This window comes from Streptomyces sp. NPDC101151 (assembly GCF_044768335.1).
In the GTDB taxonomy this organism is placed as follows: Bacteria; Actinomycetota; Actinomycetes; order Streptomycetales; family Streptomycetaceae; genus Streptomyces.
The window spans coordinates 284628-310804 of record NZ_JBIWPP010000007.1 but is presented as its reverse complement, the minus strand read 5'-3'; the positions used below and the strand labels follow the sequence as shown (position 1 = coordinate 310804).

Genomic DNA, 26177 nt, shown 5'->3' with positions numbered 1-26177 from the left:
TTTCGTCCCCCTCCAGCGCAGCGCGATCGAACCCCGGAGCGGCCAGTGGGCGCACCACCCGTCCCCCGCGACATGACGGGGGGACGCGCCGGCCGAGCTCTGCCCCGTGCCGTGTGCCAGGCGTTCGTGGCTCGTGCCGCCGCGACCGGGCGGGAGATCAGCGGTTTCCACAACCGGAACTACGTGGTGCCGCTGGACGAGCCGATGGCCCGGCTGATCGGCCGCCGGCCGGGGACCGTCGTGACCGTGCGGGTCCCGCGCAAGGGCGCCGTGCCCGTGGTGATCCGGACGTGGCCGAACGAGGCGGCGGTCCTGCGGGCCGTCGGGGGCGTTCTGCCGAACGTCCCCGAATGCCTGGCCGAGGGAGCCGGCTTCGCCATCCACAGCTATGTGGAAGGGAAGCCGCTCTCCAGCGTCTGTGCCGACGGGAAGCCCGTCGACGGCCTGCTGATCAGGGCGCTGGCGGGCCTGCTCGCCGAGACGGCCCAGGTGCGCAGCAGTGCCGCGCTGCCGCCCCTGCCGCCCTTGTGGCCCCGGAACTTCACCGACAGCCAGGGCTTCCTGCGCGCCCTCGCCCGGATGGCCGACCTGCAGATCCGGCAGCCCAACCGGGCGTGTTTCGGCGGCCTGTTCGCCGCCCTGGGCATTCCCGAGGACGCCCTGACCCGGCTGGCCGACCGGGCCCCCGCCATGTCCCGCCGGCCCTACAGCCTGCTCCACACGGACCTGCACCGCGACAACGTGATCCTGCCCGACGGCGGTGCCCCGCCGCTGGTCCGCGTCGACTGGGAACTGGCCACCTACGGCGATCCGCTGCACGACCTCGCCACCCATCTGGTCCGGATGCGCTACCCGGAACACCAGCGCGACGAGGTCGTCGAGGCGTGGGTGCGCGCCATGCGGGAGGTCCGCCCCGCCGCCGTCAACGGTGTGACCAGGGACCTGCGTCACTACGTCGCCTTCGAGCAGGCCCAGTCGGTGTACCCGGACGTGATGCGGGCCGCGCTGTCCCTGGACGAGTCCTTCGACCAGCAGAGCCTGGACGAGGCGACGGCCCGGGTCCGGCGCGCCCTGGAGGCGGCAGCCGCGCCGCTGCGCCTCGGCCATGTGCCGGGGGAGCGGGAGATCGAGGGGATCCTGTTCCGCTGGCGTGCCTCCGTGCGGCCCGGCGTGCGGACGGGGACCGGTGGCGGAGCGCCGGCCGACGGCGGGGCGCGACCCGCACCGGTCGTCCGGGCGATCGACTGGAGGCCGGACCCGCGCGTCCCGGAGCACCCCGGCTTCCCCCGCTCCGCGGTCGCCGACGCCCTGTTGCTGGAGGGCGCGGCCCCGGCCGACCGGATCTTCAAGGGCACCGCGCACCTCAACTCGGTGCTGTGGGTCCCCGGCACCGCGTTTCCCGTCGTGGTCCGCCGCAAGGTCGTGAACGTCACCCGGCGCGAACGCAGCTTTCTCAGCGAGCACGCCGTGCTCAGGGCGATCGAGCGGTCCGGGGCGGCGGTGGCCGCGCCCCGGGTGCTGGCACTGGGGGAGAGTCACTCGAGGGGTCTCTCCGGCATCCGGACGTACTCCGGGGACCGCTTCGCCATCCACACCTACGAGGGCCCGCGCGACCCCGGCCGGGGGCCCGACCACCCGGTGGGCGGTCTGCTGCCGCACGAGGCGGACGGCCTCGTCGACCAGCTGGCCGCGCTCACCGAGGTCGACTACGTCCAGATCGACCCGGTGGCGGGCCGGCTCGGCTTCTACGGCTGGCTCAGCGACCAGCTCGTGGCGCTGGTCGCCGGCCTGCCCAGGGGCTCGCAGCAGCTGGCCCGCTTCCTCGGCCTGCCCGACGCACCGAGACTGCGCGAGATCCTCGCCCGGCACCAGGTCACCGCCCGGTCCCCCGCCCTGCTGCACGGCGACCTCAACCCGTGGAACCTGGTGCGCCGCGACGACGGGCCGGCCCTGACCATCATCGACTGGGAGATGGCCCTGGTCGGCGACCCGCTCTACGAGCTGGTCCGGCACATGCACCTCACCCCCACCCGGCCGGAGATCCGGGACCGCATGTTCCGCCGCTGGGAGAGTCTCCTGCCCGCGCGGTTCACCCGGAACTGGCAGGAGGACTGGCGGGTGTACCGGTGGGTCGAGATCGTCCGCTCGGCGTACGTCGACCTGGACCGGCTGGCCACCGGCGCGAGCCTGGACGCCCCCAACGTCCGCCGCGCGGTCGACTCCTACGCGATGACCCTGGCGGCGGCCACCGCTTCCCTGGGCTTGTCGTCCCGGCGCCGGACCGACCCGTACCTGGCCGGCGCCCTCGCGTGGTCCACCCGCCCGGGCGGCCCTGCGTAGGCTCCCCCCATGGGTGAGATGGGCCTGCGCGAGCGCAAGAAGCGGCAGATGTACCAGGACGTGTCCGACACCGCCGTGCGGATGTTCCTGGAGCGCGGCTTCGACGCCGTGTCGGTCGCGGAGGTCGCCGCCGCGGCCGGGATCTCCAAGCCGACGCTCTTCCGGTACTTCCCGGCCAAGGAGGATCTGGTCCTGCACCGGATCGCGGACCACGAGACGGAGGCCGCCCGGGTGGTGGCCGGTACGGCCGAGCCGCTGGACGCGCTGCGCCGCACCTTCCTGGACGGGCTGGAGCGGTCCGATCCGGTCACGGGGCTGAACGGCCATCCGGCGGTGCTCGCCTTCCACCGGCTGCTGTACGGGACTCCCGCCCTGGTGGCGCGGGTGTACGGATATCTGGAGCGGTCGGAGGCGGCGCTCGCCGAGGCGCTCGGGGGCGGTCTCGACGCCCGGATCGCGGCCGGGCAGATCATCGCCGTCCAGCGGATCCTCGCGATGGAGAACTGGCGCCGTATCGCGGCGGGGGAGGGCGTGGAGCAGGTCAGGCCGGACGCGGTGCGGGCGGCCGAGCGGGCGTTCGGGCGGCTGGCGGCGGGGCTTCCCGGGCTCACCGGCCGGACAGGTGAGACTCGGTAAGATATTTAACTCAGTTGCATTTTTTGGGTACGGTGGCGCCATGACGTCACTCCACCCCGCCCCCGAGGACATCGAGGCCACCCTCCACGGCGAACGCGCCTACCACGACGCCTGCCGCGCCGCTCTCGCCGCCATGGTCGACGGCGCCGCCGAACAGGTCGTCATCGGCGAGGACGTCTCCGCCTCCGGTGCCGACGCCGAGGTCCTCGGCCGCCGGCTGCGCAGCCAGGCCAAGGCCCTGCGCGAACTGCCCCGCGGTCCGCTGTTCTTCGGGCGGCTGGACTTCGCGACGGCGGACCCCGAGCACGGCGGGCAGAGCTACCACATCGGCCGGCTCCGGATCACCGAGGACCCGGCCGCGCCGCCCCTCGTCGTCGACTGGCGGGCCCCCGTCTCCCGCGCCTTCTACCAGGCCGGCGCCCGCGAACCGCAGGGCGTTCAGGTCCGGCGCCGGTTCGGCTGGGCGTCCGGCAGCCGGGGCGACTCCGCCGACCTCACCGGTCTGGAGGACGAGCGGCTCGGCCGGGGCGAGTCGCAGGTCAGCGGCATCGTCGCCCGGGAGATCGAGCGGCCCCGGGTCGGCCCGATGCGGGACATCGCCGCCACCATCCAGCCCGAGCAGGACGACCTCGTGCGCGGCGACCTCACCGTCTCCGTGTGCGTCCAGGGCGCCCCGGGCACCGGCAAGACGGCCGTCGGCCTGCACCGCGCCGCCTACCTGCTCTACACCCACCCCAAGCGGATCCAGCGCGCCGGACTGCTGATCCTCGGCCCCAACCGCACCTTCCTCTCCTACATCGCCGAGGTGCTGCCCTCCCTCGGCGAGACCGGAGTCCGCCAGGCCACCCTGCTGGAGGAGATCGCCCGCCACCCGGTCACCGGCACCGACCCCGTCCCGACGGCCGTCGTCAAGCACGACGCCCGCATGGCCGAGGTGCTGCGCCGGGCGCTGTACGAGCGGGTGTCCGCCGAGGGCGTGACCGATCTCGCCGTACGGGACGGCTCCTACTGGCTGCGGGTCACCGCCGGGCAGCTGACCGGCATCGTCGACGAGGTGCGCGCGGAGGAGCCGCCGTACGCCATCGGGCGCGAGCGGGTCCGCGCCCGGGTGGTGCGGCGGCTGCAGGAGCAGGTGGAGCGGCGGTCGGGACCGCCGCCGAACGCCTGGCTGCGCCAGATCGAGCGGATGCGGGCGCTCACCGCCCGGCTCGACACCATGTGGCCGAGGGTCCGGCCCGAGGAGGTCCTCGCCGGACTGCTCGGCGACGCCGGGGCGCTGGCGCGGGCCGCCGACGGGCTGCTGGACGCCGGCGAGCAGGCGGCGCTGCTGTGGCCGCGCCCGCCGCGCTCGTACAGGTCCGCCCGCTGGTCGGCCGCCGACCTCGTCCTCCTGGACGAGCTGTCGGGGCTGATCGAGCACCCGGAGGGGTACGGCCACCTCGTCGTGGACGAGGCGCAGGACCTCTCGCCGATGGAGTGCCGGGCGATCGCCCGCCGGGCCGCCTTCGGCTCGCTGACCGTCCTCGGCGACCTGGCCCAGGGCACCACCCCGTGGGCGGCCCGCGGCTGGGACGCCCAGCTGCGCCACCTCGGCAAGCCGGACGCGGCCGTGGTGCCGCTGACCACCGGGTTCCGGGTTCCCACCGCGGTGGTCGAGCTGGCCAACCGGCTGCTGGCCCGGCTGGACGTGGCCGTACCCGCCGCGAGGTCGCTGCGCGCGGACGGCGAGCTGACCCTCCGGCCCACCGACGACGTGCCCGGCACCACCGTGACGGCCGTACGCGAGGCGCTCGCCCACGAGGGATCGGTGGGTGTCGTCGCGGCGGACGCGGACGTGGGCCGGGTACGGGACGCGCTCATCGCGGCCGGCATCGAGCCGGCCGGACCGGAGGAACTCGGCGCCCGGGTGGCCGTGGTGCCCGCGAGCCTGGTCAAGGGCCTGGAGTACGACCATGTCGTCGCAGTCGAACCGGCCGCCGTCGCGGCGGCGGAGGAGCGGGGAGCGCACCGGCTGTATGTGGTGCTGACCCGGGCGGTCTCGCGGCTGGACGTCGTACACGGGCGGCCGCTGCCGTTCTGACGACCGCCCGCGCGAGGTCGGCCGGCGTCCAGCGCCGGCACCAACTGCTCCTCCTCGTACGTCAGATGTGCCTCCAGCTCGGCCGTCAGCCGGTCCACCTCGGCCCGGGCGGCGGCCGGGTCGGGGTGCACGCCCGAGACCGCGCGGCGCAGATCCTCGACTCCTGACTGATGCCGGCGAATTCCGGGACATCCCCACGACGACCCTCGCCGACCTGCCCGGCCACGACCAGGTCATGGACATCGGCATACGCCCGCTGTGGGCCCAGGTGCCGCGGATCGCCGGGCCGGCGTTCACCGTGAGCTGCCCGCCCGGCGACAACCTGATGCTGCACGCGGCGATCCACCGCGTGGAGCCCGGCTCGGGGATCGTCGTGGAGTCGGGGGACCGGGAGTGGGCGCCGGCCGGCGGCAACGTCCGCGCGGTGTCCCAGCGGCGCGGTGTCGTGGGCTTCGTCGCCGACGGCCTGATCCGCGACCTCGCCGAGGTCAGCGACAGGGGCTTCCCGGTCTTCGCCCGGGGCATGATCCCGGTCCCGGGCGCGAAGAAGGCCGTGCGGCCGCTGAACGAGCCCGTGCGTTGCGGGGGCGTACGGATCGAGGCCGGGACGTGGTCGTGGCCGACGAGGAGGGCGTGGTCGCCGTGCCGGCCGCCCGCCGGGCGGAGGTCCTCCGGGCCGCACGGGCCGAGCAGGCCGAGGTGGCCGAGGAGGCCGCCGAGAGCCTGGACGACTGGGAGGAGGCGCACCGCGCCCGGATCGACCGCATCCTCGCCGAGCGGGGCCTCGAAGGCTGATCCTGGTCGGTGATGCTGCTCTTTCTCGACGTCGACGGTCCGCTCATCCCCTTCGGGGCGGCGGACCGCGCCTACCCCTTGTACGACAGGGGCCGCGCCCTGCCGCCGGACGCCGTCGGCCACCCGCTGCTGAACCGCGTCGACCCGGCGCTCGGCGGCCGGCTCGCGGAGCTGGGCTGCGAACTGGTGTGGGCCACGACCTGGACGGACGACGCCAACACCTGCCTGGCGCCCTGGCTGGGCCTGCCCCCGCTGCCGGTCGTCCGGTGGCCGGACGAGGACGAGCCGCCCGGCCCGCTGCACTGGAAGACCCGGCCGCTGGTCGCCTGGGCGGCCGGCCGCCCCTTCGTCTGGATCGACGACGAACTGACCGAGGCCGACCGCTCATGGGTCGCCGTCTCCCACCCCCGACCGGCCCTCCTCCACCGCGTCGACCACCGGGACGGCCTGACGGAGGCCGACTTCGGCGCGGTCCGGGAGTGGCTCGGGTCGTACGGCTCTGCGGCGAGCGGGTGAAACCTCCGCGTGGCGCGGCACACTTTTGCAAGCGGGTGCTTGCAATTGTTAGCGGAGGTGCGGCACTGTGGGGGCATGGCATCGCTCAACGTCGGCAATCTCGGTGAGTACCTGCGCGAGCAGCGGCGGAACGCCCAGCTCTCGCTGCGGCAGCTCGCCGATGCCGCAGGGGTGTCCAATCCGTACCTGAGCCAGATCGAGCGCGGGCTGCGCAAGCCCAGCGCGGAGGTGCTCCAGCAGGTCGCCAAGGCGCTGCGCATCTCCGCCGAGACGCTGTACGTCCGCGCCGGCATCCTTGACGCCGAACGGGACCGGGACGAGGCCGAGACGCGTGCCGTCATCCTCGCGGACCCGTCGCTGAACGAGCGGCAGAAGCAGGTGCTGCTCCAGATCTACGAGTCCTTCCGCAAGGAGAACGGATTCGGGGTCGGCGATCCGGCGGAGGACCTCGGTGAGGGGGCCGCGGAGGAACCGCCCAGCGACACCGATGTCCCGAGCGACACCGCCGTACGCGGCACCCGCACGGCCGGCGGCAGTGATGCCGGTCCGCGGCGGACGGCCGGGTGAGCGGGCCCTCGACAAGTCAGCCCCCGGCCGCAGCACCGCGGACCACACCAACCTCAGCCGAACGCGAATCCGGGAGGACCACCACCATGGCCATCAGCGACGACCTGCGCAAGACCCTCAGCGACCCGACCCCGCTCTACTTCGCCGCCGGCACCGCCGACCTCGCCCTCCAGCAGGCCAAGAAGGTGCCCGGCCTGGTCGAGCAGCTGCGCGCCGAGGCCCCGGCCCGGATCGAGGCCGTGCGCAACACCGACCCGAAGGCCGTGCAGGAGAAGGCCGCCTCCCGGGCCAAGGAGGCGCAGGCGACCCTGCAGACCAAGGTCAACGAGTTCATCGGCACTCTCGACGTCGACCTGAAGAAGTTCGGCGAGAACGCCCAGGACCTCGCCCTGCGCGGCGTCGGCGTCGCCGCCGAGTACGCCGTCAAGGCCCGTGAGACCTACGAGAAGGTCGCCGAGCACGGCGAGCAGGCCGTGAAGACCTGGCGCGGCGAGGCCGCCGACGAGATCGAGGAACTGGCCGTCGTCGTCGAGGGCAAGCCCCAGCCGGTCGAGGTCAAGGAGGAGCCGAAGCCGGCCGAGGCCAAGTCCGAGCCCGCCTCGGCGAAGAAGCCCGCGGCGCGCAAGACCCCGGCCCCCCGCAAGGCCACCCTCACGAAGAAGACGACCCCGCCGGCGAAGTGACCGTGACCGACGAGGCGATCACGGGCCGGGCACCCCTGGGGTGTCCGGCCCGTTGTACGGGTACGGTGACGACGTACCGATCAGGAGAGAGCGGGCGGTGGGCAGCATGCTGATGTTGGGCTTCGCGGGGTTCCTGGGGATCTTGAAGATCATCCTGATGGCCCTCGCCGCGTTCGGGCTGTTCGACGCCGCGTTCCGGCGCGAGGACGCCTTCCGCGCGGCCGACAAGCAGAACAAGATCTTCTGGCTGATCATCCTCGGCATCGCGCTCGTGGTCAGCTATCTGTTCTCGATCCTGTCGATCCTGCCGATCGCCGGCGTGATCGCGAGCATCGTCTACATCGTGGACGTGCGCCCCGCGCTCAAGCAGGCCTCCGGCGGCAGCGGCTGGGGCCGCCGCCGCGGCGGAAGCAGCAGCGACGGGCCGTACGGGCCGTACAACGGCGGCCGCTGACGGCACAGGGCGCCCGCGGCGGGCGGTCCGGCAGGACCCCGCCCGGGCCTACGGAGTCCTGTCCAGCAGGACGACCGCCACGTCGTCCGTCAGCTCGCCGCCGTTGAGGTCGCGTACCTCGCTCACCGCGGCCCGCAGCAGATTCTCGCCGCGCAGGCCCTCGGCCAGCTGGCGGCGGATCATCTCCACCATCCCGTCCTGGCCGAGGCGCTCCCCGCCCGTGCCGACCCGGCCCTCGATCAGACCGTCGGTGTAGAGCATCAGGCTCCACTCGGCACCCAGCTCCACCTGCATCCGCGGCCAGCGGGCGCCGGGGAGCAGGCCGAGGGCGGGGCCGTTGTTGTCGTACGGCAACAGCTTGGCGGTGCGGCCGGGGCGGGCGATCAGCGGGGACGGGTGGCCGGCCAGGCACAGGCCCGCACGGCGGCCGTCCGGGGCGATGTCCACCGTGCACAGCGTCGCGAAGATCTCCTCGTCCGCGCGCTCGTGCTCCAGTACTTCCTGGAGCGTGCTCAGCAGCTCGTCCCCGCACAGCCCGGCCAGCGTCAGTGCCCGCCAGGCGATGCGCAGCTCCACGCCGAGCGCGGCCTCGTCGGGGCCGTGGCCGCAGACGTCGCCGATCATGGCGTGCACGGTGCCGTCGGGGGTGCGGACGGCGTCGTAGAAGTCGCCGCCGAGCAGGGCCCGCGAGCGGCCGGGACGGTAGCGGGCGGCGAAGCGCAGCGAGGAGCCCTCCAGCAGGGGCGTGGGCAGCAGCCCGCGCTCCAGCCGACGGTTCTCCTGGGCGCGCAGCCTGCCCTCCGCGAGGCGTCGCTCCGCCGTGTCGGAACGTTTCCGCTCCACCGCATAGCGGATCGCGCGGCTGAGCAGACGGCCGTCCAGTTCGTCCCGGAACAGATAGTCCTGGGCGCCGACGCGCACGGCCTCGGCGGCGCGCTCGGCGTCGCCGGAGGCGGTCAGGGCGAGCACGGCGTGCCGGGGCGCGAGCTGCAGCACGTGCCGCAGCACGGCCAGCTCGTCGGCGTCGTCCTCGCCGTGCGCCCGGCCGGGCGCGGGCAGCGCGAGGTCCAGCAGGATGCAGTGGACGTCGTCGGTGAGCAGCCGCTCGGCCTCGGTGAGGTTGCGGGCGGTGCGGATACGGATCGGCTTGCCGGAGGAGTCCAGCAGTTCGGGCACGATCGGAGAGCCGGCCGGATCGTCCTCGATCAGCAGCAGGGTGAGAGTGGCGGCGGTCGCGCCGCCGGTCGTGGCGTTGCGGTGAGCCTCTTCCTTGAGGGGACCGCCTTGGACGGCGGCCTGCGCCTGACCACTCTCCGCGGCCGGGATCGCTCTCTGCCGCGGTATGGGTACGGGCATCGTGTTGGTTTCCTTCCCTCCCCCCGAGGGCGGGCAGGGCGAGGGACCTCGACCTACCGTCGGGTGACCATAGCGGTACTGCCCACTCCGATGGAATGGTGTGAGCCGTGTCGCTCGGGCGCAGGCCCTTGTCATATGCCGCGATATGTAGCGCAGTTGGACAGGCCGCCTGGTGAGCAGGGATGACGAAGCTCACGTATCACCCCGGATGGGGCGGGGGTTGGGGTGCGGTGGGTCACATGGCCGGGTTTGTCATGAGACGTGCGGGCCGTCACATGACCTGGCTCACGCGTCCGGTCGTACGACGCCCAGGATCGGCATCGAACCCGCGCCCGCGACCGTCACCGTGCGCCCCGGCCGCGGGGCGTGGATGATCGCGCCGTCGCCCACGTACATCGCGACATGGCTGGCGTCGTCGAAGTAGATGATGAGGTCGCCGGGGCGCATGGCCTTGATGTCGACGTGCTTGAGCTGCTTCCACTGCTCCTGCGAGGTGCGCGGGATGGGGTGGCCGGCCTTCGACCAGGCCTGCGAGGTCAGGCCCGAGCAGTCGAAGGAGTCGGGACCCTCGGCACCCCACACATACGGCTTGCCCAGCTGGGAAGTGGCGAACCCGACGGCCTGTTTGCCCTGCTTGGAGGCCTTGCCGTTGACCTCCTCGAGGATGCCGGTGTCCAGCCACTCGGTCTGTGCCTTGTAGGCGGCCTGCCGCTCCAGCTCGGCGAGGCGCTCCTTCTCCTTCTTCTCCAGCCGGGATTCGAGCTTCTCGGCCTCGGTGATCTGCTTCTTGATCCGCTTCTTGGCGGCCGCCTTGGCCTTGCGGTTGGCCTCGAGCTTCTGCCACTGGGCCGAGGCGTCGTCGGCGTAGCTCCGCAAGTCCTTCTGGGTGCGGGTCATTTCGGCGATCAGCTTGTTGGTCGCCCGCTGGCCGTTCAGCACCGTCCCGGCCCCGTCGATGAACTGCTGCGGGTCGTCGCTGAGCAGGAACTGGGCGGTGGGCGGCAGCCCGCCGGTGCGGTACTGGGCGCGGGCGGCGGCACCGGCCTGGTTCTTGAGCCGCTCCAGCTTCTGCTGTCCCTCGACGATCTTCTTCGCCAGCTCGACGATCCGGGTGGACTGCTCCTTCGCCCGCTCCTCGGCCGCGTTGTAGGAGTCGGTGGCCACCGCCGCGTCGTGGTAGAGCTTGTCGAGCTTCGCGCGGACCTTCTCAAGGTCCTTGCCGGGCGGGGGAGTCGGGGACGCGCTCGGCGTCGCGCTCGTACTCGGTGTGGGTGTCGGGGCGGCGAACGCCGTGCCGGGCGCGGCCAGCACGGTCACCGCGCAGACCACGGTCACGGCGGCCGCGAGCAGGCCGCGCTTGCCCGTACCCATACTGGCCCCCAAAGCTGATTTACCGTCAGTAACTTAGCCGTCGCCTGAGGGATCGTGCCACGGACGCGCGCAAAGCGACAGAGGTCGTGGGAAGTCGGATTTTCGCCCCCGCCCGCTCGGCGCACGCACCCCCACACGCCTCACTGCGAACTTCCCCCGGTACCCGCCGTCTACGACGATCTCCCCACCGATGTGACGAACGACGCAGGGAGATCGTTCCCTGCGGTCTGCGGTCTGCGGTCTGCGGTCTGCGGTCTGCGGTCTGCGGTCTGCGGTCTGCGGTCTGCGGTCTGCGGTCTGCGGTCTGCGGTCTGCGATCGGCGACCGGTGTCCGGAACCCGGCCCCGGCGCCCGGTCCGGGATCCGGCGTCCGGTCCCGGCGCTCAGCCGGTGCGTGGCGCCAATGCCCGCCAGGCCACGGTCACTTCTCCCTGGCGCCAGCGTGACGGTGCGTCGGTCACCGGCCAGTCGGTGCGGAGGTCCCGGACCGTGCGGATCCAGCGCTGGCGGGCGCCGTAGGAGGCGTACGGTGCGGCGGCCGCCCAGGCGCGGTCGAAGTCGCGCAGGAAGGCGTGCACCGGCTCACCGGGCACATTGCGGTGGATCAGCGCCTTGGGCAGTCGCTCGGCGAGGTCCGAGGGTCGATCGAGGGAGCCCAGCCGGGTCGCGAAGGTCACCGTCCGCGGGCCCTCCGGGCCGAGCGCCACCCATACGTGCCGCCGCCCGATCTCGTCGCAGGTTCCCTCGACCAGCAGTCCGCCGCGCGAGCCGCCGCCCGCCGGTGCGAGCCGCGCGCACAGCCGCTCCCACACCGCGGCGACCTGGTCCTCGTCGTACTGGCGCAGCACGTTGGCGGCCCGGACGAGCGCAGGGCGCCCGGGGACCGGGAGCTCGAAGCCGCCGTGCCGGAAGGTCAGCCCGTCCCGCTCGTACGGCTTCGCGGCGGCGACCCGCTCCGGCTCGATCTCCACGCCGACGACGCGCGCGCGGGGCGCGACGGTCCGCAGCCGGCCGAGCAGCTCGACGGCGGTCCACGGCGCCGCCCCGTACCCGAGGTCGACCGCCACCGGATCCACGGCGCGCCGCAGCTCGGCGCCGTGGGTGGCGGCGATCCAGCGGTCCATGCGCCGCAGCCGGTTGGGGTTGGTCGTCCCGCGCGTCACCGTTCCCACGATGGGGGTCCCCCCGGTCGAGCGAAGCCGAGAGTGGGGGAGGGGCGTCGCGCGGGCTGTCATACGTACGAGGGTAGGCGGGTCGGCGCGGGCCGTGGGCGGGTCAGAGCGAGCGGTGAGCGGCCTTGCGGCGCAGGGCGACGACGATGCCGCCGCCGGCCACGACCAGGGCGGCCGCTGCGCCCGCGATCACCGTGGTGCCGTCGCCCGCACCGGTTTCGGCGAGACGGGTGCCGCCGCCGGCGGGCGACGGGGCGCCGCTCGCCGCCGGTGTGGGGGCCGCGCTGCTGCTCTGCGCGGGGGCCGGGGCCGCGGACGAGGGCTTGGACGTCGCGGAGGGGTGGGTGGAGGGGTGGGTGGACGGCACGGCCGAGGCCGGGGCCGTGGCGGAGGGGGAGGCCCCGCACGTCACGTCCGGCACGACCACCATCGGCTCGATGTCGTCGTCGACCTGGTCGCCCGCCTTGACGTGAACCCGGAACGTCATGCCGGGGTACCACTCCAGGGCGTCGTCGAAGTCGACGCTGACGCCCTCGGCGGTCGGGTGGTCGATGGTTCTGGTGGCGACCCACCGCTCCCCGCCGGGCATGCTCAGCTGCACATACACACTGATGGTGGCCGGGGTGCCGGACGGGTCCTTGTCGGTGACGCGGATGACGCCCTTGTCCTTCGCGTCGCAGCCGGCGGTGGCGGAGAAGTCGCCGATGCTGCAGGCGAGCGCGGTGTGGGCGGCGGCGACGGAGAGCGCGGCCGCGGCGGTCGAGGTGCCTATGACGCGGGCCGCCCTGGCGGCACGACGGGAGAGGGACACGCTTGTCCTTACGGTTGATGGGCCCAGGCCCGTCACGTCTACAAGCCCCGAAACTCCCCTGTCAAAGGTTGTATCGCCGCAGGTCAAGAACCGATGAAAGCGTGGTTGCCGACCGCTTTCCGGCTGGTCAAGCGATGGTCATGGGCATGTCTTCCCGGTCCCGACAGGTGTGCCGTTCGAGCCATCGGCCGGATCGCTCGGCGCACCGGTCGGCCACGCAGCAGGCCATCGAACGGTTGAGCGATCAAAGGTCATGATTGAGTAAAGCCGCTGGTTCGGGAAATGGCGGAACCCCGCCCGCTGTTGCATCCCTTCGGAGGGTGAGGTCGATCCTCCGTCAGGCATGCCCGCAGCAAGGAGGAACGCCACGTGAGCCAGTACGTCAGCAGGCTCGGGCGTCGATCCCAGGCGGCCCCCTCGCGGCTCAGGCTGCACCGCAGGCCCCGCCGCATCGCCATGCTCTCCGTGCACACCTCGCCGCTGCACCAGCCCGGCACCGGAGACGCCGGCGGCATGAACGTCTACATCGTGGAGCTGGCCCAGCGCCTCGCGGCGATCAACATCGAGGTCGAGATCTTCACCCGGGCGACGGCCGGCGGCCTCGCGCCCACGGTCCAGCTCGCCCCCGGCGTCCTCGTCCGGCACATCGACGCCGGCCCCTACGAGGGCCTGGCCAAGGAGGACCTGCCGGCCCAGCTGTGCGCCTTCACGCACGGTGTGATGCAGGCCTGGGCCGGCCACCGCCCCGGCTACTACGACCTCGTCCACTCCCACTACTGGCTCTCCGGCCACGTCGGCTGGCTCGCCGCCCAGCGCTGGGGCGTCCCCCTCGTGCACGCCATGCACACCATGGCGAAGGTCAAGAATGCCAATCTGGCCGACGGCGACACCCCCGAGCCCGCCGCCCGGGTCATCGGCGAGACCCAGATCGTGTCCGCCGCCGACCGGCTCATCGCCAACACCACCGAGGAGGCCGACGAGCTGGTCCGGCACTACGCTGCCGACCCCGCCAAGGTCGCCGTGGTCCACCCCGGCGTGAACCTCGACCGCTTCCGCCCCGCCGACGGGCGCGCGGCCGCCCGTGCCCGTCTCGGCCTGCCCCAGGACGCCCTGATCCCGCTCTTCGCGGGCCGCATCCAGCCCCTGAAGGCTCCTGACGTGCTGCTCCGGGCGGTGGCCGTTCTGCTGGACGAGCGCCCGGAGCTGCGCTCCCGGATCGTCGTACCCGTGGTCGGCGGCCCCAGCGGCAGCGGGCTCGCCCGGCCGGAGGGCCTGCAGAAGCTCGCCGCCCGGCTCGGCATCGCCGACGTCGTACGGTTCCGCCCGCCGGTCGGTCAGGAGCAGCTGGCGGACTGGTTCCGGGCCGCCTCCGTCCTCGTCATGCCGTCCTACAGCGAGTCCTTCGGCCTGGTCGCGATAGAGGCGCAGGCGACCGGCACGCCGGTGCTCGCGGCCGCGGTCGGCGGCCTCCCGGTGGCCGTGCGCGACAGCGCCACCGGCTTCCTCGTGCAGGGGCACGACCCGGCCGACTACGCGCGCGTGCTGCAGCGTCTCGCCGACGAGCCGTCCCTGTCGGCGAGCATGGGCGCGGCCGCCGCCCGGCACGCGCGGTCCTTCGGCTGGGACACCGCCGCGGCCGCCACCGCCGACGTGTACTCGGCCGCGACCCAGTCGCACCGCCGTCGCGTACGCTCCCCGCATGGGTGATGTGGAGAAGGCCGCGCAGGTCATCGAGGGTGTCCTGAAGGACGCCGAACTGGAGTGGGAGAGCCCGTCGCCCGGGAACTACGTGGTCAGGCTCCCCGGCACCCGCAAGCTCTCCACCACGGTCTCGCTCCTGGTGGGCCGCCACTCCCTCTCCCTCAACGCGTTCGTCGTCCGCCACCCCGACGAGAACGAGGCGGGCGTCCACCGCTGGCTGCTGGAGCGCAATCTCAAGCTGTACGGCGTCAGTTACGCCGTCGACCGGCTCGGCGACATCTATGTCACCGCCCGACTGCCCCTGACCGCCGTCACCGCCGAGGACGTCGACCGCCTTCTCGGCCAGGTCCTGGAGGCGGCCGACGGTGCCTTCAACACCCTGCTGGAGCTGGGCTTCGCCTCCGCGATCCGCCGGGAGCACGCCTGGCGGGTGTCCCGCGGCGAGTCGACGCGAAACCTGGACGCGTTCAAGCATCTGATCGAGCGCCCGACCAGCTGACCATCACCCCGCAGACCGGCCCCTCCCGGCTTCCGGCGGCTTCTCCCGCGCGACCCCTTCCCCGCCCAGGGGGGCCGTGGCATGCTCACCGCCGACGCATTCCTGAACGTCGTTCATATAGGTGAATATGAAGGGGCGGCTGGACATGAACCACGGGCACGTCAGCAGACGGACACTCCTCGCCGGCGCCACCGCCGTGGCCCTGGGTGCGGCCACCGGCACAGCGGCCGCGGCGCCGAGCGAAGCCGCCTCACTCTGGCGGGAGTTCACCCGCACCCCCGTCACCCACCCGCAGATCCCGTACGTCGGCAGGGCGGGCCATCGCGCCGGATCCCGCCGCTTCCCCCGCCCCCGCACCGTCGCCGACGTCACCGACCACGGCGCCGTACCCGACGGCGTCACGGACTGCGCCCCCGCGATCAACCGTGCCATCGCCGCCGCCGGAAGGGCCGGCGGTGGCACGGTCACCATCCCGCCCGGGACCTTCCGCATCGACGACGTGATCCGCATCGCCGACTCGAACGTGGTCCTGCGCGGCGCCGGCAGCGGCCGTACGACCCTGCACGCCACGAAGAACCTCACCGAACTGATCGGCGTCTACGGCTCCCGCTACGGCGGCGACAAGTCGTCCTGGTCCTGGGCAGGAGGCCTGATCTGGCTGGCGCCGAGGACCCGTTGGGACTCCCTGGTGGCGGCGATCCGGGCCAGGGCCTGGCCTTTCGAGGGCTGGACCGGCAACAAGCGGGACGAGTGGACGACCCTCACCACCCTCGAACCGGCCCGCCAGGGTTCATGGACGGTGACCGTGGCCGACCCGGGACGGCTCGAACCGGGACAGCTGGTCCTCCTCCGCCTGGCCGACGACCCCGCCCACACCCTTCTGCAGCACATGGCGGGCGGCGGCCCCGGCCCCGCCGCCTACTACTGGGACGACAAGACCAAACTGACCTCCTACGTCCCCTATGAATGGCCCGTCCGCATCACCCGCGTCCACGGCCGCCGTGTCACTCTCGAACGCCCGCTCCCGCTGGACATCCGCCCCGAGTGGGACCCCCGACTGACCACCCATGTCCAGGAGTTGACCGGTTCGGGCGTGGCAGCCCTGACCCTGGAGGCGGTGGAGACCCCGCAGTCCCCGCACCTCCTCGACAAGGGCTACAACGGGGTCGTCCTGCAGTGCGCCTACGACTGCTGGGTGGACGACGTCACGGTCCGTCATGTCGACAACGGCTTCGGGCTGGTCGCGGCCTCCGCCTGCACGCTGCGCCGCACCCGGGTCGCGGGCCGCGGCTCCCACCACCCGTACTTCTGCCGCGAGGGCTCGCACGACAACCTGATCGAGGACTTCACGATCGAGCAGCGGACGGTCCCCGCGCCCGCCGGCACCCAGCTGCACGGCATCAACGTGGAGGGCCTCTCCTCCCACAACGTCTGGTCGCGCGGCGAGATGCAGATGGGCACCTTCGACTCGCACCGCGGTCTGCCCTTCGCCAACGTGCGCACCGACATCACGGTGAACAACGACGGCCGCCACGGCGGAGACGCCAGCGCCGGTCCCCTCTTCGGCGCCCGCTTCACCCACTGGAACATCAGGGTCACCAACGGCCGCGCGGGCCTGATGAAGATCGACGGTCTGGCGCCGTACTCGGCGACGGTGGGCTTGAACGAGGTGCGCGAGTTCGACCAGATCGACGTCCCCGACTTCACCGGCGACCTGCACTCCCGCCTGGAGCTGTACGGCACCACGGACGCGGTGCGCCCGCGCAACCTGTACGACGCTCAGCGCGAACTGAGCCGGTAGCGCCCCGGAGTGACCCCCACCAGCTTCTTGAAGTGCCGGGTGAGATGGGCCTGGTCGCAGAACCCGGCCGCCACCGCCACCTCGCCCGGCGCCCGCCCGTCCAGCAGTAGCCGGCGGGCGCGGCCGACACGGCGGGACATCAGGTACTGGTGCGGGGGGATGCCGTAGGCGGCGCTGAACGCCCGTACCAGGTGGGCGGGATGGGCGTGCAGCACCCGCGCGGCCTCGGCGAGGGCGAGCCCCTCGACGACGCGCTCGTCGAGAAGCTCGCGCAGCGAACGGGCGAGGGCGGGGTCGGGGCGGCCGCCGCCGCTCCCCCGCCGCCTCAGACGGTCCCGCAACCGCTCCCCGACCAGCGCCAGCCGGCTCTCCGCCTCCAGCTCGTCACCGGGCCGCGACAGAGCGGTGTGCACCTGCCCGACCCGGCGTCGCAGCACCGGATCCCGGAGGTCGGGACCGTCGACCGCCGCACCGATCAGCTCGTCCCCGAGGTGGCTGCCGTCGAGGTAGAGCACCCGCTTCCGGAAGCCGTGCGGGGTGGCCGGGGACCCGTACGAGGACGCGGACGGCGTGGCCTGCATGCCGATGTTCCGCCAGCCGGTGCTGGTCTTCGAGGGCACGAAGGAGACCCTGAAGGCCGCCCACGCCCGGGCCCTGTCCCGCGCCCTGCCCCGTGCCCTCTTCACCGCCGACCTGTTCACCACGGGCAACGACCGCGACAACCGCGCGGCGGTACGAGCCGTGCCGACGGCGGACCTGGACCTGGTGGGCCTGGCCGTCTACGGGCCGCGGAACGGGGTGGACAAGGTGCTGAAGGGGGCGCGGATGCATCCGTGAGGGGCCGACTAGCCGAACATGCCGGGCTGGTAGTCGCCGGCGGGCTGCTGGACGACGACGTTCAGGCGGTTGTAGGCGTTGATCAGGGCGATGAGGGACACCAGGGCGGCGAGCTGGTCCTCGTCGTGGTGCTTGGCGGCATCGGCCCACGCCTCGTCCGACACACCACCGGCGGCGTCGGCGATCCGGGTGCCCTGCTCGGTCAGCTCCAGGGCCGCGCGCTCGGCGTCGGTGAAGACCTTGGCCTCGCGCCAGGCCGCGACCAGGTGGAGACGCTGTGCGGTCTCCCCGGCGTGGGCGGCGTCCTTGGTGTGCATGTCGGTGCAGAAACCACAGCCGTTGATCTGGCTGGCGCGGATCTTCACCAGTTCCTGGGTCGCGGCCGGCAGGGTCGAGTCCGAGACCGCCTTGCCCGCGGAGTTGATGTAGCGCATGAACTTGCCGGCGACCGGGTTGGCGAAGAGGTTCAGGCGGGCTTCCATCGTGGACTCCTGTGTGGTTGTCGGTGAGTACACCTTCTTGACGGAGCGGGCCGGCGAGATGTGACAGCCGCGAATGTGACCTGCGCCACCCTGTGCAGGGAGTGCGGGTCCGGGTCAGGCGGCCTGCTCCGGCGAGGGCTCCGAAGCCCGCGGCGGCTGCTGCCGCTGCGCCCCCTGTCGCGCGGGAGCCGGCGCGTCCTCCCGGGGAAGCCGCCGCATGAGCACCCCGTACCCCAGCCCCGCCGCCGTCCCGACGACGGCGCACATGCCCCACAGCCACTCCGCCCCGAACCGGTCGATGACCGCACCGGACATCAGCGGCGCGATCAGCGCGGCGACGGACCAGGACAGCGTGTACATGCCCTGGTAGCGCCCGCGCCCGTGGACGGGCGAGAGCCGGACGACGAGCCCGGTCTGGGTCGGGGCGTTGACGATCTCGGCGAGCGTCCACACGCACACGGTGAGCGCGAACACGCCGACCGACCCGGCGAAGACGGTCAGCCCGAAACCGTAGCCCGCGAGAAGCGAGGAGAGGACCAGCAGCGTGCGCGGATCGCGGTGCTCGATGAAACGCGTGACCGGGATCTGCAGGGCGACGATCAGGAAGCCGTTGACGGCGATGGCCAGGCCGTAGTCGGCGGGCGAGAACCCGGCCCGCCCCATGGCCACCGGCAGTCCGACCGAGCCCTGCTGGAAGACGAGGGCAACGAGGAAGGAGAGACCTACGACGGCCATGTACCGCCCGTCGCGCAGCACCGTCCCGAGGCTGACGTCGCCGTCCGCCTGCTTGGCGGTGGCCGTGGGCCGTGACTCGGGCAGCTTGAGGAAGACGACGATCGCGCAGGCCAGCGTCATCCCGGCCTCGATCAGGAACCCGGCGAGATAGCTGAACTCGGCGATGAACCCGGCGGCCATGGAGGAGACGGCGAAGCCGAGGTTGATGGCCCAGTAGTTGAGCGAGAAGGCCCGCACCCGGTCCTCGGGCCGCACGATGTCGGCCATCATCGCCTGCACGGCCGGCCGCGAGGCATTGCTCGCCATGCCGACGAGGAAGGCCACGGCGGCGATGGCGACGGGGTGGTGCATGAAGCCGAGCAGCGCGACGGACCCGGCGGTGGCGGTCTGCGCGATGAGCAGCGTCGGCCTCCGCCCCAGCCGGTCGGCCATCACCCCGCCCCCGAGCGAGGAGACGACCCCGCCGAGCCCGTGCAGCGAGGCGACGAGACCGGCGTACGAGGCCGAGTAGCCGCGGTCGAGGGTGAGGTAGAGCGCCATGAAGGTGGCGACGAAGGCGCCCAGCCGGTTGACGAGGGTGCTGGTCCACAGCCACCAGAACTCGCGGGGGAGCCCGGAGACGGACTCCCTGGTGGCACGTCTCAGACTGGCTACGGACACGACGGGACCCCCATGGATGTACGGCCGGGTAAGCGGCTCAAGCGGCATGCGCAACTTACAAGCACAGGGTTGGCCGTGGCCACTCGATTAACAGATGCCGTCAACTGTCCGGCTGCTGGGCGGGCGTCCTGGGGGGCGAAAGCGTGGATTACGCTCTGAGGCATGGCCGACGCACCGTACAAGCTGATCCTCCTCCGCCACGGCGAGAGCGAGTGGAACGCGAAGAACCTGTTCACCGGCTGGGTGGACGTCAACCTGAACGAGAAGGGCGAGAAGGAGGCGGTCCGCGGCGGTGAGCTGCTCAAGGACGCCGGCCTGCTCCCCGACGTGGTCCACACCTCGCTCCAGAAGCGCGCGATCCGCACCGCACAGCTGGCGCTGGAGTCCGCCGACCGTCACTGGATCCCCGTCCACCGCTCGTGGCGCCTGAACGAGCGCCACTACGGCGCCCTGCAGGGCAAGGACAAGGCGGCGACGCTGGCCGAGTTCGGCGAGGACCAGTTCATGCTCTGGCGCCGCTCGTACGACACTCCGCCGCCCCCGCTCTCGGACGACTCCGAGTTCTCCCAGGCGGACGACCCGCGCTACGCCTCCATCCCGCCGGAGCTGCGCCCGAGGACGGAGTGCCTGAAGGACGTCGTCGTCCGCATGCTCCCGTACTGGTACGACGGCATCGTCCCGGACCTCCTGACCGGCCGCACGGTCCTGGTCGCGGCCCACGGCAACAGCCTCCGGGCCCTGGTCAAGCACCTGGACGGCATCTCGGACGCCGACATCGCGGGCCTGAACATCCCCACCGGCATCCCCCTCTACTACGAGCTGGACGCCGACTTCAAGCCCGTCACCCCGGGCGGCCAGTACCTCGACCCCGAGGCGGCCGCGGCGGCGATCGAGGCGGTCAAGAACCAGGGCAAGAAGAAGTAACGCGACACCAGCAAGCCCCCGACCTGCGGTTTCTTCGCAGGGCGGGGGCTTTTTGGTGGGGCTGGGCCGTCTGTGGGCCGTCAGGCTTGGGACGGTCGACGCGTCAAGCGCATCCGTACCCCTTGAGTTGCTGGACTACGTGGAGCGTGTCCGACTCGAAGTCGATCGCGTCGACGGCCACGCCGAGGATCTCGCCCTGGCGCAAGCCGCAGCCGCCACCCAGGTCGACCATGGCCTGGAACCGCTCAGGCATGCCGGCCCGGACGGCGAAGACGCGCTCCGGTGTCCAGGGAGCCACGCGCCTGTCATCGACGGTCGGCGGCCGGACCGATCGAGCGGCACACGGGTTCCGGGGAAGGTGCCCGTCGTCCACGGCCGCGCTGAGGGCGGCACGCACGTTGGAGTAGATGGTGCGGGCGTACGAGGCAGAGCCGAGCAGACGCGGCCATAGCGGCACCGCCCAGCCGGCCGACGATTCCTCGAAAGGACAGCCCGAAGCGTCAATCGTTCGGTGGGTCAGGCCGCCGAGCGGTGCCGTGATCAATCCTCACAGTCGTTCGTACAGTGGCGCGCTCCACCCGGACGCCCTGAACCACGCCCGCTCCACGGTGTGTGGGTCGACGGCGGACGGGATGGGAGCTGGAGAGGTTGGTGGTCAGGCAGTCATTCAGGTGCTGCTCAGTTCCGCGGGGATGACCACGACTTGATCCGTGTCCTCGTAGATGACTTTGCCGGGGTTCGAGGACTCCAGCCGACGAGATTCGACGCCGTGGGAGGCTAGAAGCTCTAGGTACCCGTCCACGCGCTTGATGAGATGTTGGGCAGAGACCTTGAACCAGGCCACAGCACCGGGATTCACCCGCGGGTCGTAGATTTCAGGATCGACGTTGGTGGGGTTGGTGTAATTGGCGTCGTACCAGTCGTTGTTGCTCCGCCAGAACCGATACTGGTCGTCGGTCAGTTTTCCCTGGGCCGCCAGCTCATTGGCCAGCACGAAGACCCCAGGGAAGTGCCCCCGTGCATGCCTCTCCGTTCCCTCGAACCGGACGTATTTCGCATTCTCCATGAGAGCGCCCTTCACGCGGCTAGTGTGCGAGGCGGATCCTAGGGGGTAGCAGTGCGCTGTTGCCCTGCCCAAGCGACAGTCGGGTTTGTCAAGAGGGCACCCGGTGTCTGACATCAACGCCTGACACCAATAGGCACGAACTTCGGCGGGCAACGCTGGACCTCAGCGGACCATCGGCCGAGGGCTCCAGGGCATTGGCCGATGTTGCCGACATCCCATGATCGACCTGATAAGGATGAGGCCAGACCTCAAAATCAGATTCCTAGGCCGTCGCCCGCCGGACCTGGTAGTTCCAACGTGTGAGCGACCGGACGACGGTCTCGGCGCCAATGGGGTTGGCGCTGTGCACGAAGACCGTTCCGATTTGGAAGGGCCGTCCATTGAAAGCGGCTTCTTCCATGAGGGTCACCACGGGCAGGATGCTGTCGTCGCCGCCGAGGTCGTGGTCGAGCCAGAGTTCGTTGATGAAGGTGTCGCGGTGCTCTTGCAGGAGCTTGACACCTTCGCCGCTGGTGCGCGCGATCTGCGTGGCCCAGGGCAGCGGCCGGAGATCGTCAATGCCAAGGATGACGGGCCTCGGTGCGGGCGACTCTTCTTTCACCCGCCCATCATCACAGCAACGCCGCGGGGGGCCCAACAGCGAGGACGACGTAGTCGGCAGAGGGTTGCGCATCCGCTGCGGCAGCGCAGTCACAGGCTTGGCCGTCTCAGTTTCCGTCTCGTTCAGCGCCGTACACGGCCGTTCAGCCCGGACCACACATGGCGACTGAGTCATGGACCGGCCAGCCGTGAACGCGGGTGAACGGCACTGTACGGGCCCCGCGCCCCCACCAACAGACTTGGAAAGCGTGTTGGCCCAAGGTGCTGTCTCGGCTCGGCTCGGGCGGGAGTCAGTTGCTCGTCTCCGGGCCCCAGTGTTCAGGCCCCACTCCGCGCCAGTCGATCCACGGGGCCTCCGCGACCTCCTCCGGGTCGATCTCCAGCCCGGCTCGGCGGAGGAACTCGGCGACGTCGGCCACGTTGTGGGCCAGGCCGAGGATCTCGCCGTCCACGCGCACCCGTCGGCCGCCTGTGGGTGATGGCGGATGGACGATCACGCGAATCGGGCCGGACATGCCTTCAGCATCATCTGGGACATGCGGCCCCGCATTCCAGCGCGTCATGGATGAAGCCGCTCGCTCACGTGTACGTCCGGCCGTCCCAGGTCACGCAGCTCCCACCATGCTGCGGGACTTGGGCGCCGTTGCCGCCAGTAGGGATGGAAGTACAGCTGAGCCGACAGCCGGTACAGACGCCGGCGCAGCTCGGTACGGCCGGGCCGCTCGGCGAGCTGCCGGTAGGTGGCACTCCACTCCTGCTGCGCCTGGGCGAGGTCGTGGGGGAACGATCGCATGACCAAATTCAAGCATGTGTTCGATTTATGGGTCCATCGAAGATGATGCCGGGCGACGCTGTCGCGGCACGCCTCGGCGGGGAAGGCAAGCCGTGGACGATCAGGGGCAGCGAATCCGGGGTGAAGCTCGGGCCGCCTCTGGGCCGTCCGGGGCCGCTCGGTAGTGGCCGACGACGACCAATGACGACGACTCGGGCACACCGGAGCGCGGCCCCGACCAGCAAAAACCCCGCTCACGGAGACCAGGACAAGACCCAGGGCAAGAAGAGGTAGCTTTCGTGACAGTCCCTGGGACTCTCCCGGCTACCCTCGCGCGGGAGCGCCCCGCGGCGCGTGGCTGCGGGGCGCCTTGTGGGGTTTAGTCGATCTGCTCCCCGTCGTGCGTACCGCCCTTGCAGCGGTTGTCCGTCAGGTCGGCCGTTCCGCCGCCCTGCTTGCACTCAGAAGGAGTGACGTAGGAGGGGGCACCCTGTGACGTGGCGGCGGTGGCGGTGGCGGCGCCTGTGAGGCCGAGTCCGGCGAGGGCCGCCGTGGCGATGACGGCGGCGAGGATTCGTCGAATGCGCATTTGGTTTCCCTTTCACGGATTGCCGCGGTTGGGGCACTAGTCAGCCTGATCTTCACCCATGTGGGTGGCACGTCATGTTGCTCCATTCGGGTGACGCCTCGGCCCCGATCCACGCTTGCTCGCCGTCGGCGACCGTAGGCGGGGAGCAAGCGGGGAACGACAGCGATCAACCGGAGAACGTCCACGTCAGCGTTTCGTCGGCTCGGCCCAGGTCCGCATACGCGATCTTCCGAACTGGCTCCAGGACCACGCAACGCGCTTGCCCGGGTCATTGAGATTCCACCGACCGCGCGGTCAAGCTTCCTGCCTCAGAGCTTGCCGAACGAGCGCAGCAGCAGTAGCCCACTCTGTCGATCACGTGGGCCGGCTCGGAGCCGAAAGGATTGTGCGCGTGAAGAGGCGACGCCCGACCGCGCCGCTCTCACCTTGCAAGGCCCTCCCGCGGAGTTGATCCTGAAAGGGAGGCGTCCATCCAGTTCGGCGTCGACATCAAGTCGGTGGGTGTGCCCACGTCAGGCGATCAGTTGATCATCGCCCAGGGGGCGCTCACCGAGGAGCGGATCGTGGTGTACGGGTATCGCGGCCGGATCATCGCTGCGGCCTCCTTCGAGGCGGGGAGACGGCTGCGGTTCTACCGGCACCAGATCGTGACGGGAGCGTCGTTCCCGCGAGTTGACCGTCGCACCGACACACCGCAGCTCCTCGATCCGCATTCCCGGACCCCCACCCAGCCAGCCACGAGCCGATCGTCACCGTGACTCACCGACCGATCAACGTGTCCGGTTCGCGACGACCCGTACCCGACCATCACCCCGGACGTCGGCCCCGGGAGACACCATGAACCTCGACACCATCTCCGCACAGATCATCGACCCAGCGAATCGTGCCGATCCGTACCCGCTTTTCGCCGCACTGCGCGAGTCGCCGGTCACCCGCCAGGACGACGGCACCTACTTGGTCAGTACGTACTACGAGGTGCGCAGCCTGGCCAAGAGCCCGCTGCTCAGCAACGACCAGCGCAACCGCGACTCGGACGCCGGGGGCTCCGCCGCGACCGATGAGGACCCGAATCTGCCGCTCAGCTTCCTCCACCTCGACCCGCCCGAACACGACCGGATGCGCAATCTGGCGATGCGGCCCTTCGGTCCCCCGCACAGCCCCAGCTTCATCTACGACATGCGCGAAGACCTGGCCCGGGTGGTCGCCGAGCTGCTCGACGCGTTCGAGGGCAGGAACGAGGTCGATATCGTCGACGACTTCGCCTACCCCCTTCCGGTCACCGCCATCTGCAAGGTCCTCGGCGTACCCCGCGAGGACGAAGCACGCTTCCACGGCTGGGCCGACACGATCGCATCCGGCCTCGATCCCAGCGTCGGGCTGGAACAGATACGCGAGGCACGCCAGGAACTGGGCGCTTACCTGTCCGACCTGATCGAAACCGAGCGCCGCCACCCCGGCAACGGGATCCTCGGCCCCCTCGCCCGCGAATCCGGCCCCGGCGGCAGCATGTCGCACCCGGAGGTGGTGGCCACCGCGATACTGCTCCTGATCGCAGGCCACGAGACCACCGTCAACCTGATCAGCAACGCAACGCTCACGCTGTTGCGCCACCCCGACGTCCTCAAGCGGTTCCGGGACGAGCCGGCCCTGGCCGTCCCACTCGTCGAGGAGGTGCTGCGCTACGAGCCGCCGGTCCAGTTCGTGCCGTTCACCACCGCCCTGGCCGACATCGACATCGCCGGCACCACCATCCCCAAGGGCGCGCCCGTCTGGCTGATGCTGGCCTCGGCCAACCGCGACCCGCGGCGTTTCAAGGACCCCGACTGCTTCGATCCCGACCGCAAGGACAACCAGCACCTCGGGTTCTTCATCGGCATCCACTATTGCTTCGGCGCCCCGCTGGCCCGGCTGGAGGCGCAGATCGCCTTGACCCAGCTGTTCCGCCGAATCAAGAACCCTCGGCTGCTGGCGGACCCCCCGCCATACCGCGTCAACCCCGTCCTGCGCGGCCCCCGCCACCTCCCCGTGGCGATCGACGGCCTCACCTCCTGAACATCGCGTCGAGGGGGCGTGGCACGGTGCACGGGGTGTGCCACTTTCGTGCAAGAACAGACGGGGACTCACGGGGAACCGGGGTGCGCAGGGTGACATCGGCCGAACTCTGACCAAGACAGGGAATCGGCAGCTCACGCCCGTGATTGCCCAACCTCGCCTCTGAAGCGGTGATCGTGCACGCTCGCCGGGGTCACTTCATTGAGACTCCACCGACCTACCTGCGCGTGTGGCACGCGGGGTGAGCTGGACGTGGACACGGCCGAGGTCCAACGACCATGTCCTACCTCGCTCCACAGCCTCACGCCCCTCATCGAGGATTCGAGCCCGCATGTGGTCTGCCGAATCCCTCAGGCGCTCCCACGCCAGCTCATCGGAGCCAAAGGCCCGCCGTGACCGCTCCACAGAGTTGTCCAAGGCACGGACGGCCGCCGCGACATCATCCACTGTCTGGCCGGCGCTGCCTACGTCATCGAGCGTCCACGACATCCACAGACCCATACACACAGAGTCACACTGCTACCAGGTCGCCACCAGCTGATACTTCACGGACCCAGTAACCAAGGTCAAGATCATGCTGCCGCTGCCGCTGCCGCTGCCGCTGCCGCTGCCGCTGCCGCTGCCGCTGCCGCTGCCGCTGCCGCTGCCGCTGCCGCTGCCGCTGCCGCTGCCGCTGCC

Annotated in this window: 24 protein-coding genes and 5 pseudogenes; 15 read left to right on the top strand and 14 right to left on the bottom strand. The window is 71.4% G+C overall.

Features of this window, described 5'->3' with window-relative positions:
* The first annotated feature begins 72 nt into the window (after nt 1–72).
* From ACIRU3_RS16705 to ACIRU3_RS16695, 3 genes are read left to right on the top strand one after another with little or no spacing between them, the layout of a single operon-like run.
* Nucleotides 73–2340 carry a phosphotransferase gene (locus ACIRU3_RS16705; protein WP_404056936.1) on the top strand — a complete coding sequence of 756 codons (2268 nt, stop codon included), beginning with the start codon at nt 73–75 and terminating at the stop codon, nt 2338–2340.
* A 9-nt stretch (nt 2341–2349) separates the two neighbouring features.
* Nucleotides 2350–2976, top strand: a complete 627-nt coding sequence (locus tag ACIRU3_RS16700; protein ID WP_404056781.1) for a TetR family transcriptional regulator — start codon at nt 2350–2352, stop codon at nt 2974–2976.
* Between the two features lie 40 nt (nt 2977–3016).
* Nucleotides 3017–5056, top strand: a complete 2040-nt coding sequence (locus ACIRU3_RS16695) for a HelD family protein (protein WP_404056779.1) — start codon at nt 3017–3019, stop codon at nt 5054–5056.
* A 23-nt stretch (nt 5057–5079) separates the two neighbouring features.
* On the opposite strand, the pseudogene ACIRU3_RS16690 reads toward ACIRU3_RS16695, so the two are convergent.
* Nucleotides 5080–5217 (bottom strand): annotated as a pseudogene (locus ACIRU3_RS16690) (nitroreductase family deazaflavin-dependent oxidoreductase); the annotation flags it as partial.
* Between the two features lie 2 nt (nt 5218–5219).
* Between ACIRU3_RS16690 and ACIRU3_RS16685 the strand changes: the two are divergent.
* The 5 genes and pseudogenes from ACIRU3_RS16685 (at nt 5220) to ACIRU3_RS16665 (ending at nt 8071) form a co-directional block, all read left to right on the top strand.
* Nucleotides 5220–5851: pseudogene (locus tag ACIRU3_RS16685) on the top strand (RraA family protein).
* A gap of 12 nt (nt 5852–5863) precedes the next feature.
* Nucleotides 5864–6367 (top strand): HAD domain-containing protein, encoded by a 504-nt coding sequence (locus ACIRU3_RS16680; protein WP_404056777.1) that lies wholly within the window; start codon nt 5864–5866, stop codon nt 6365–6367.
* A gap of 75 nt (nt 6368–6442) precedes the next feature.
* On the top strand, nt 6443–6934 hold the full coding sequence (locus ACIRU3_RS16675) for a helix-turn-helix domain-containing protein (RefSeq protein WP_404056775.1): 492 nt from the start codon (nt 6443–6445) through the stop codon (nt 6932–6934).
* 86 nt (nt 6935–7020) lie between these two features.
* Nucleotides 7021–7617, top strand: coding sequence for a hypothetical protein (locus ACIRU3_RS16670; RefSeq protein ID WP_404056773.1), 597 nt, complete (start codon nt 7021–7023; stop codon nt 7615–7617).
* Nucleotides 7618–7723: 106 nt separating this feature from the next.
* A complete protein-coding gene (locus ACIRU3_RS16665; RefSeq protein ID WP_404056934.1) occupies nt 7724–8071 on the top strand; it encodes a DUF2516 family protein in 348 nt (115 codons plus the stop codon).
* Between the two features lie 48 nt (nt 8072–8119).
* Here ACIRU3_RS16665 and ACIRU3_RS16660 read toward each other — a convergent pair whose 3' ends face one another.
* The 4 genes from ACIRU3_RS16660 to ACIRU3_RS16645 all read right to left on the bottom strand — a co-directional run bounded on the left by ACIRU3_RS16660 (nt 8120) and on the right by ACIRU3_RS16645 (nt 12781).
* Entirely contained in the window at nt 8120–9427 is a 1308-nt protein-coding gene (locus tag ACIRU3_RS16660) for a PP2C family protein-serine/threonine phosphatase (protein ID WP_404056771.1), read from the bottom strand.
* 285 nt (nt 9428–9712) lie between these two features.
* Complete coding sequence (locus ACIRU3_RS16655; RefSeq protein WP_404056769.1) at nt 9713–10798, bottom strand: NlpC/P60 family protein; 1086 nt, start codon at nt 10796–10798, stop codon at nt 9713–9715.
* A gap of 383 nt (nt 10799–11181) precedes the next feature.
* Nucleotides 11182–11970 (bottom strand): class I SAM-dependent methyltransferase, encoded by a 789-nt coding sequence (locus ACIRU3_RS16650; protein ID WP_404056767.1) that lies wholly within the window; start codon nt 11968–11970, stop codon nt 11182–11184.
* A gap of 103 nt (nt 11971–12073) precedes the next feature.
* Nucleotides 12074–12781, bottom strand: coding sequence for an LAETG motif-containing sortase-dependent surface protein (locus ACIRU3_RS16645; protein ID WP_404056765.1), 708 nt, complete (start codon nt 12779–12781; stop codon nt 12074–12076).
* Between the two features lie 369 nt (nt 12782–13150).
* Here ACIRU3_RS16645 and mshA point away from each other — a divergent pair, with 369 nt between their 5' ends.
* From mshA to ACIRU3_RS16630, 3 genes are all read left to right on the top strand, one after another.
* Entirely contained in the window at nt 13151–14488 is a 1338-nt protein-coding gene (gene mshA / locus ACIRU3_RS16640) for a D-inositol-3-phosphate glycosyltransferase (RefSeq protein ID WP_404056763.1), read from the top strand.
* Entirely contained in the window at nt 14481–14981 is a 501-nt protein-coding gene (locus tag ACIRU3_RS16635; RefSeq protein ID WP_404056761.1) for a YbjN domain-containing protein, read from the top strand. The genes mshA and ACIRU3_RS16635 overlap by 8 nt, the downstream gene beginning before the upstream one ends.
* A 145-nt stretch (nt 14982–15126) precedes the next feature.
* Nucleotides 15127–16782: a glycosyl hydrolase family 28-related protein gene (locus ACIRU3_RS16630; RefSeq protein WP_404056759.1), complete on the top strand. Its 1656-nt coding sequence runs from the start codon at nt 15127–15129 to the stop codon at nt 16780–16782.
* Here ACIRU3_RS16630 and ACIRU3_RS16625 read toward each other — a convergent pair.
* Nucleotides 16761–17336: pseudogene (locus ACIRU3_RS16625) on the bottom strand (helix-turn-helix transcriptional regulator); the annotation flags it as partial. The gene ACIRU3_RS16630 and the pseudogene ACIRU3_RS16625 overlap by 22 nt on opposite strands.
* Between ACIRU3_RS16625 and ACIRU3_RS16620 the strand changes: the two are divergent.
* Nucleotides 17320–17619 (top strand): annotated as a pseudogene (locus ACIRU3_RS16620) (DUF2000 family protein); the annotation flags it as partial. The pseudogenes ACIRU3_RS16625 and ACIRU3_RS16620 sit on opposite strands and share 17 nt — an antisense overlap.
* An 8-nt stretch (nt 17620–17627) precedes the next feature.
* On the opposite strand, the gene ACIRU3_RS16615 reads toward ACIRU3_RS16620, so the two are convergent.
* Together ACIRU3_RS16615 and ACIRU3_RS16610 are read right to left on the bottom strand one after the other, a co-directional pair.
* A complete protein-coding gene (locus ACIRU3_RS16615) occupies nt 17628–18101 on the bottom strand; it encodes a carboxymuconolactone decarboxylase family protein (RefSeq protein ID WP_404056757.1) in 474 nt (157 codons plus the stop codon).
* Nucleotides 18102–18215: 114 nt separating this feature from the next.
* Complete coding sequence (locus tag ACIRU3_RS16610; RefSeq protein WP_404056755.1) at nt 18216–19496, bottom strand: MDR family MFS transporter; 1281 nt, start codon at nt 19494–19496, stop codon at nt 18216–18218.
* Nucleotides 19497–19658: 162 nt separating this feature from the next.
* On the opposite strand from ACIRU3_RS16610, the gene ACIRU3_RS16605 reads away from it, so the two are divergent.
* Nucleotides 19659–20420 (top strand): phosphoglyceromutase, encoded by a 762-nt coding sequence (locus ACIRU3_RS16605; RefSeq protein WP_404056754.1) that lies wholly within the window; start codon nt 19659–19661, stop codon nt 20418–20420.
* A gap of 121 nt (nt 20421–20541) precedes the next feature.
* Here the strand turns inward: ACIRU3_RS16605 and ACIRU3_RS16600 are convergent.
* The 6 genes and pseudogenes from ACIRU3_RS16600 to ACIRU3_RS16575 form a co-directional block, all read right to left on the bottom strand.
* Nucleotides 20542–20844, bottom strand: a pseudogene (locus tag ACIRU3_RS16600) (site-specific integrase); the annotation flags it as partial.
* A gap of 243 nt (nt 20845–21087) precedes the next feature.
* On the bottom strand, nt 21088–21486 hold the full coding sequence (locus tag ACIRU3_RS16595; protein ID WP_404056932.1) for a hypothetical protein: 399 nt from the start codon (nt 21484–21486) through the stop codon (nt 21088–21090).
* Between the two features lie 262 nt (nt 21487–21748).
* Entirely contained in the window at nt 21749–22087 is a 339-nt protein-coding gene (locus ACIRU3_RS16590) for a cyclic-phosphate processing receiver domain-containing protein (RefSeq protein WP_404056752.1), read from the bottom strand.
* 289 nt (nt 22088–22376) lie between these two features.
* Nucleotides 22377–22601, bottom strand: coding sequence for a hypothetical protein (locus tag ACIRU3_RS16585; RefSeq protein ID WP_404056750.1), 225 nt, complete (start codon nt 22599–22601; stop codon nt 22377–22379).
* Nucleotides 22602–22645: 44 nt separating this feature from the next.
* Entirely contained in the window at nt 22646–22879 is a 234-nt protein-coding gene (locus tag ACIRU3_RS16580) for a hypothetical protein (RefSeq protein WP_404056748.1), read from the bottom strand.
* A 358-nt stretch (nt 22880–23237) separates the two neighbouring features.
* The gene (locus ACIRU3_RS16575; RefSeq protein WP_404056746.1) at nt 23238–23447 is read right to left on the bottom strand and encodes a hypothetical protein; all 210 of its coding nucleotides are present in this window, start codon (nt 23445–23447) and stop codon (nt 23238–23240) included.
* A 503-nt stretch (nt 23448–23950) separates the two neighbouring features.
* Here ACIRU3_RS16575 and ACIRU3_RS16570 point away from each other — a divergent pair.
* Entirely contained in the window at nt 23951–24205 is a 255-nt protein-coding gene (locus ACIRU3_RS16570) for a hypothetical protein (protein ID WP_404056745.1), read from the top strand.
* A gap of 79 nt (nt 24206–24284) precedes the next feature.
* A complete protein-coding gene (locus ACIRU3_RS16565; protein ID WP_404056743.1) occupies nt 24285–25499 on the top strand; it encodes a cytochrome P450 in 1215 nt (404 codons plus the stop codon).
* Nucleotides 25500–26177: the final 678 nt, after the last annotated feature.

Bases quoted from the DNA above. Each gene is read 5' to 3' on its own strand.
- ACIRU3_RS16565 (WP_404056743.1), top strand. From the start codon at position 24,285: ATGAACCTCGACACCATCTCCGCACAGATCATCGACCCAGCGAATCGT.
- ACIRU3_RS16615 (WP_404056757.1), bottom strand. From the start codon at position 18,101: ATGGAAGCCCGCCTGAACCTCTTCGCCAACCCGGTCGCCGGCAAGTTC.
- ACIRU3_RS16660 (WP_404056771.1), bottom strand. From the start codon at position 9,427: ATGCCCGTACCCATACCGCGGCAGAGAGCGATCCCGGCCGCGGAGAGT.
- ACIRU3_RS16630 (WP_404056759.1), top strand. From the start codon at position 15,127: ATGAACCACGGGCACGTCAGCAGACGGACACTCCTCGCCGGCGCCACC.
- ACIRU3_RS16670 (WP_404056773.1), top strand. From the start codon at position 7,021: ATGGCCATCAGCGACGACCTGCGCAAGACCCTCAGCGACCCGACCCCG.
- ACIRU3_RS16700 (WP_404056781.1), top strand. From the start codon at position 2,350: ATGGGTGAGATGGGCCTGCGCGAGCGCAAGAAGCGGCAGATGTACCAG.
- ACIRU3_RS16595 (WP_404056932.1), bottom strand. From the start codon at position 21,486: ATGGAGAATGCGAAATACGTCCGGTTCGAGGGAACGGAGAGGCATGCA.
- ACIRU3_RS16695 (WP_404056779.1), top strand. From the start codon at position 3,017: ATGACGTCACTCCACCCCGCCCCCGAGGACATCGAGGCCACCCTCCAC.
- ACIRU3_RS16575 (WP_404056746.1), bottom strand. From the start codon at position 23,447: ATGCGCATTCGACGAATCCTCGCCGCCGTCATCGCCACGGCGGCCCTC.
- ACIRU3_RS16705 (WP_404056936.1), top strand. From the start codon at position 73: ATGACGGGGGGACGCGCCGGCCGAGCTCTGCCCCGTGCCGTGTGCCAG.
- ACIRU3_RS16680 (WP_404056777.1), top strand. From the start codon at position 5,864: ATGCTGCTCTTTCTCGACGTCGACGGTCCGCTCATCCCCTTCGGGGCG.
- ACIRU3_RS16585 (WP_404056750.1), bottom strand. From the start codon at position 22,601: ATGTCCGGCCCGATTCGCGTGATCGTCCATCCGCCATCACCCACAGGC.
- ACIRU3_RS16580 (WP_404056748.1), bottom strand. From the start codon at position 22,879: ATGCGATCGTTCCCCCACGACCTCGCCCAGGCGCAGCAGGAGTGGAGT.
- ACIRU3_RS16665 (WP_404056934.1), top strand. From the start codon at position 7,724: ATGCTGATGTTGGGCTTCGCGGGGTTCCTGGGGATCTTGAAGATCATC.
- ACIRU3_RS16635 (WP_404056761.1), top strand. From the start codon at position 14,481: ATGGGTGATGTGGAGAAGGCCGCGCAGGTCATCGAGGGTGTCCTGAAG.
- ACIRU3_RS16655 (WP_404056769.1), bottom strand. From the start codon at position 10,798: ATGGGTACGGGCAAGCGCGGCCTGCTCGCGGCCGCCGTGACCGTGGTC.
- ACIRU3_RS16675 (WP_404056775.1), top strand. From the start codon at position 6,443: ATGGCATCGCTCAACGTCGGCAATCTCGGTGAGTACCTGCGCGAGCAG.
- ACIRU3_RS16605 (WP_404056754.1), top strand. From the start codon at position 19,659: ATGGCCGACGCACCGTACAAGCTGATCCTCCTCCGCCACGGCGAGAGC.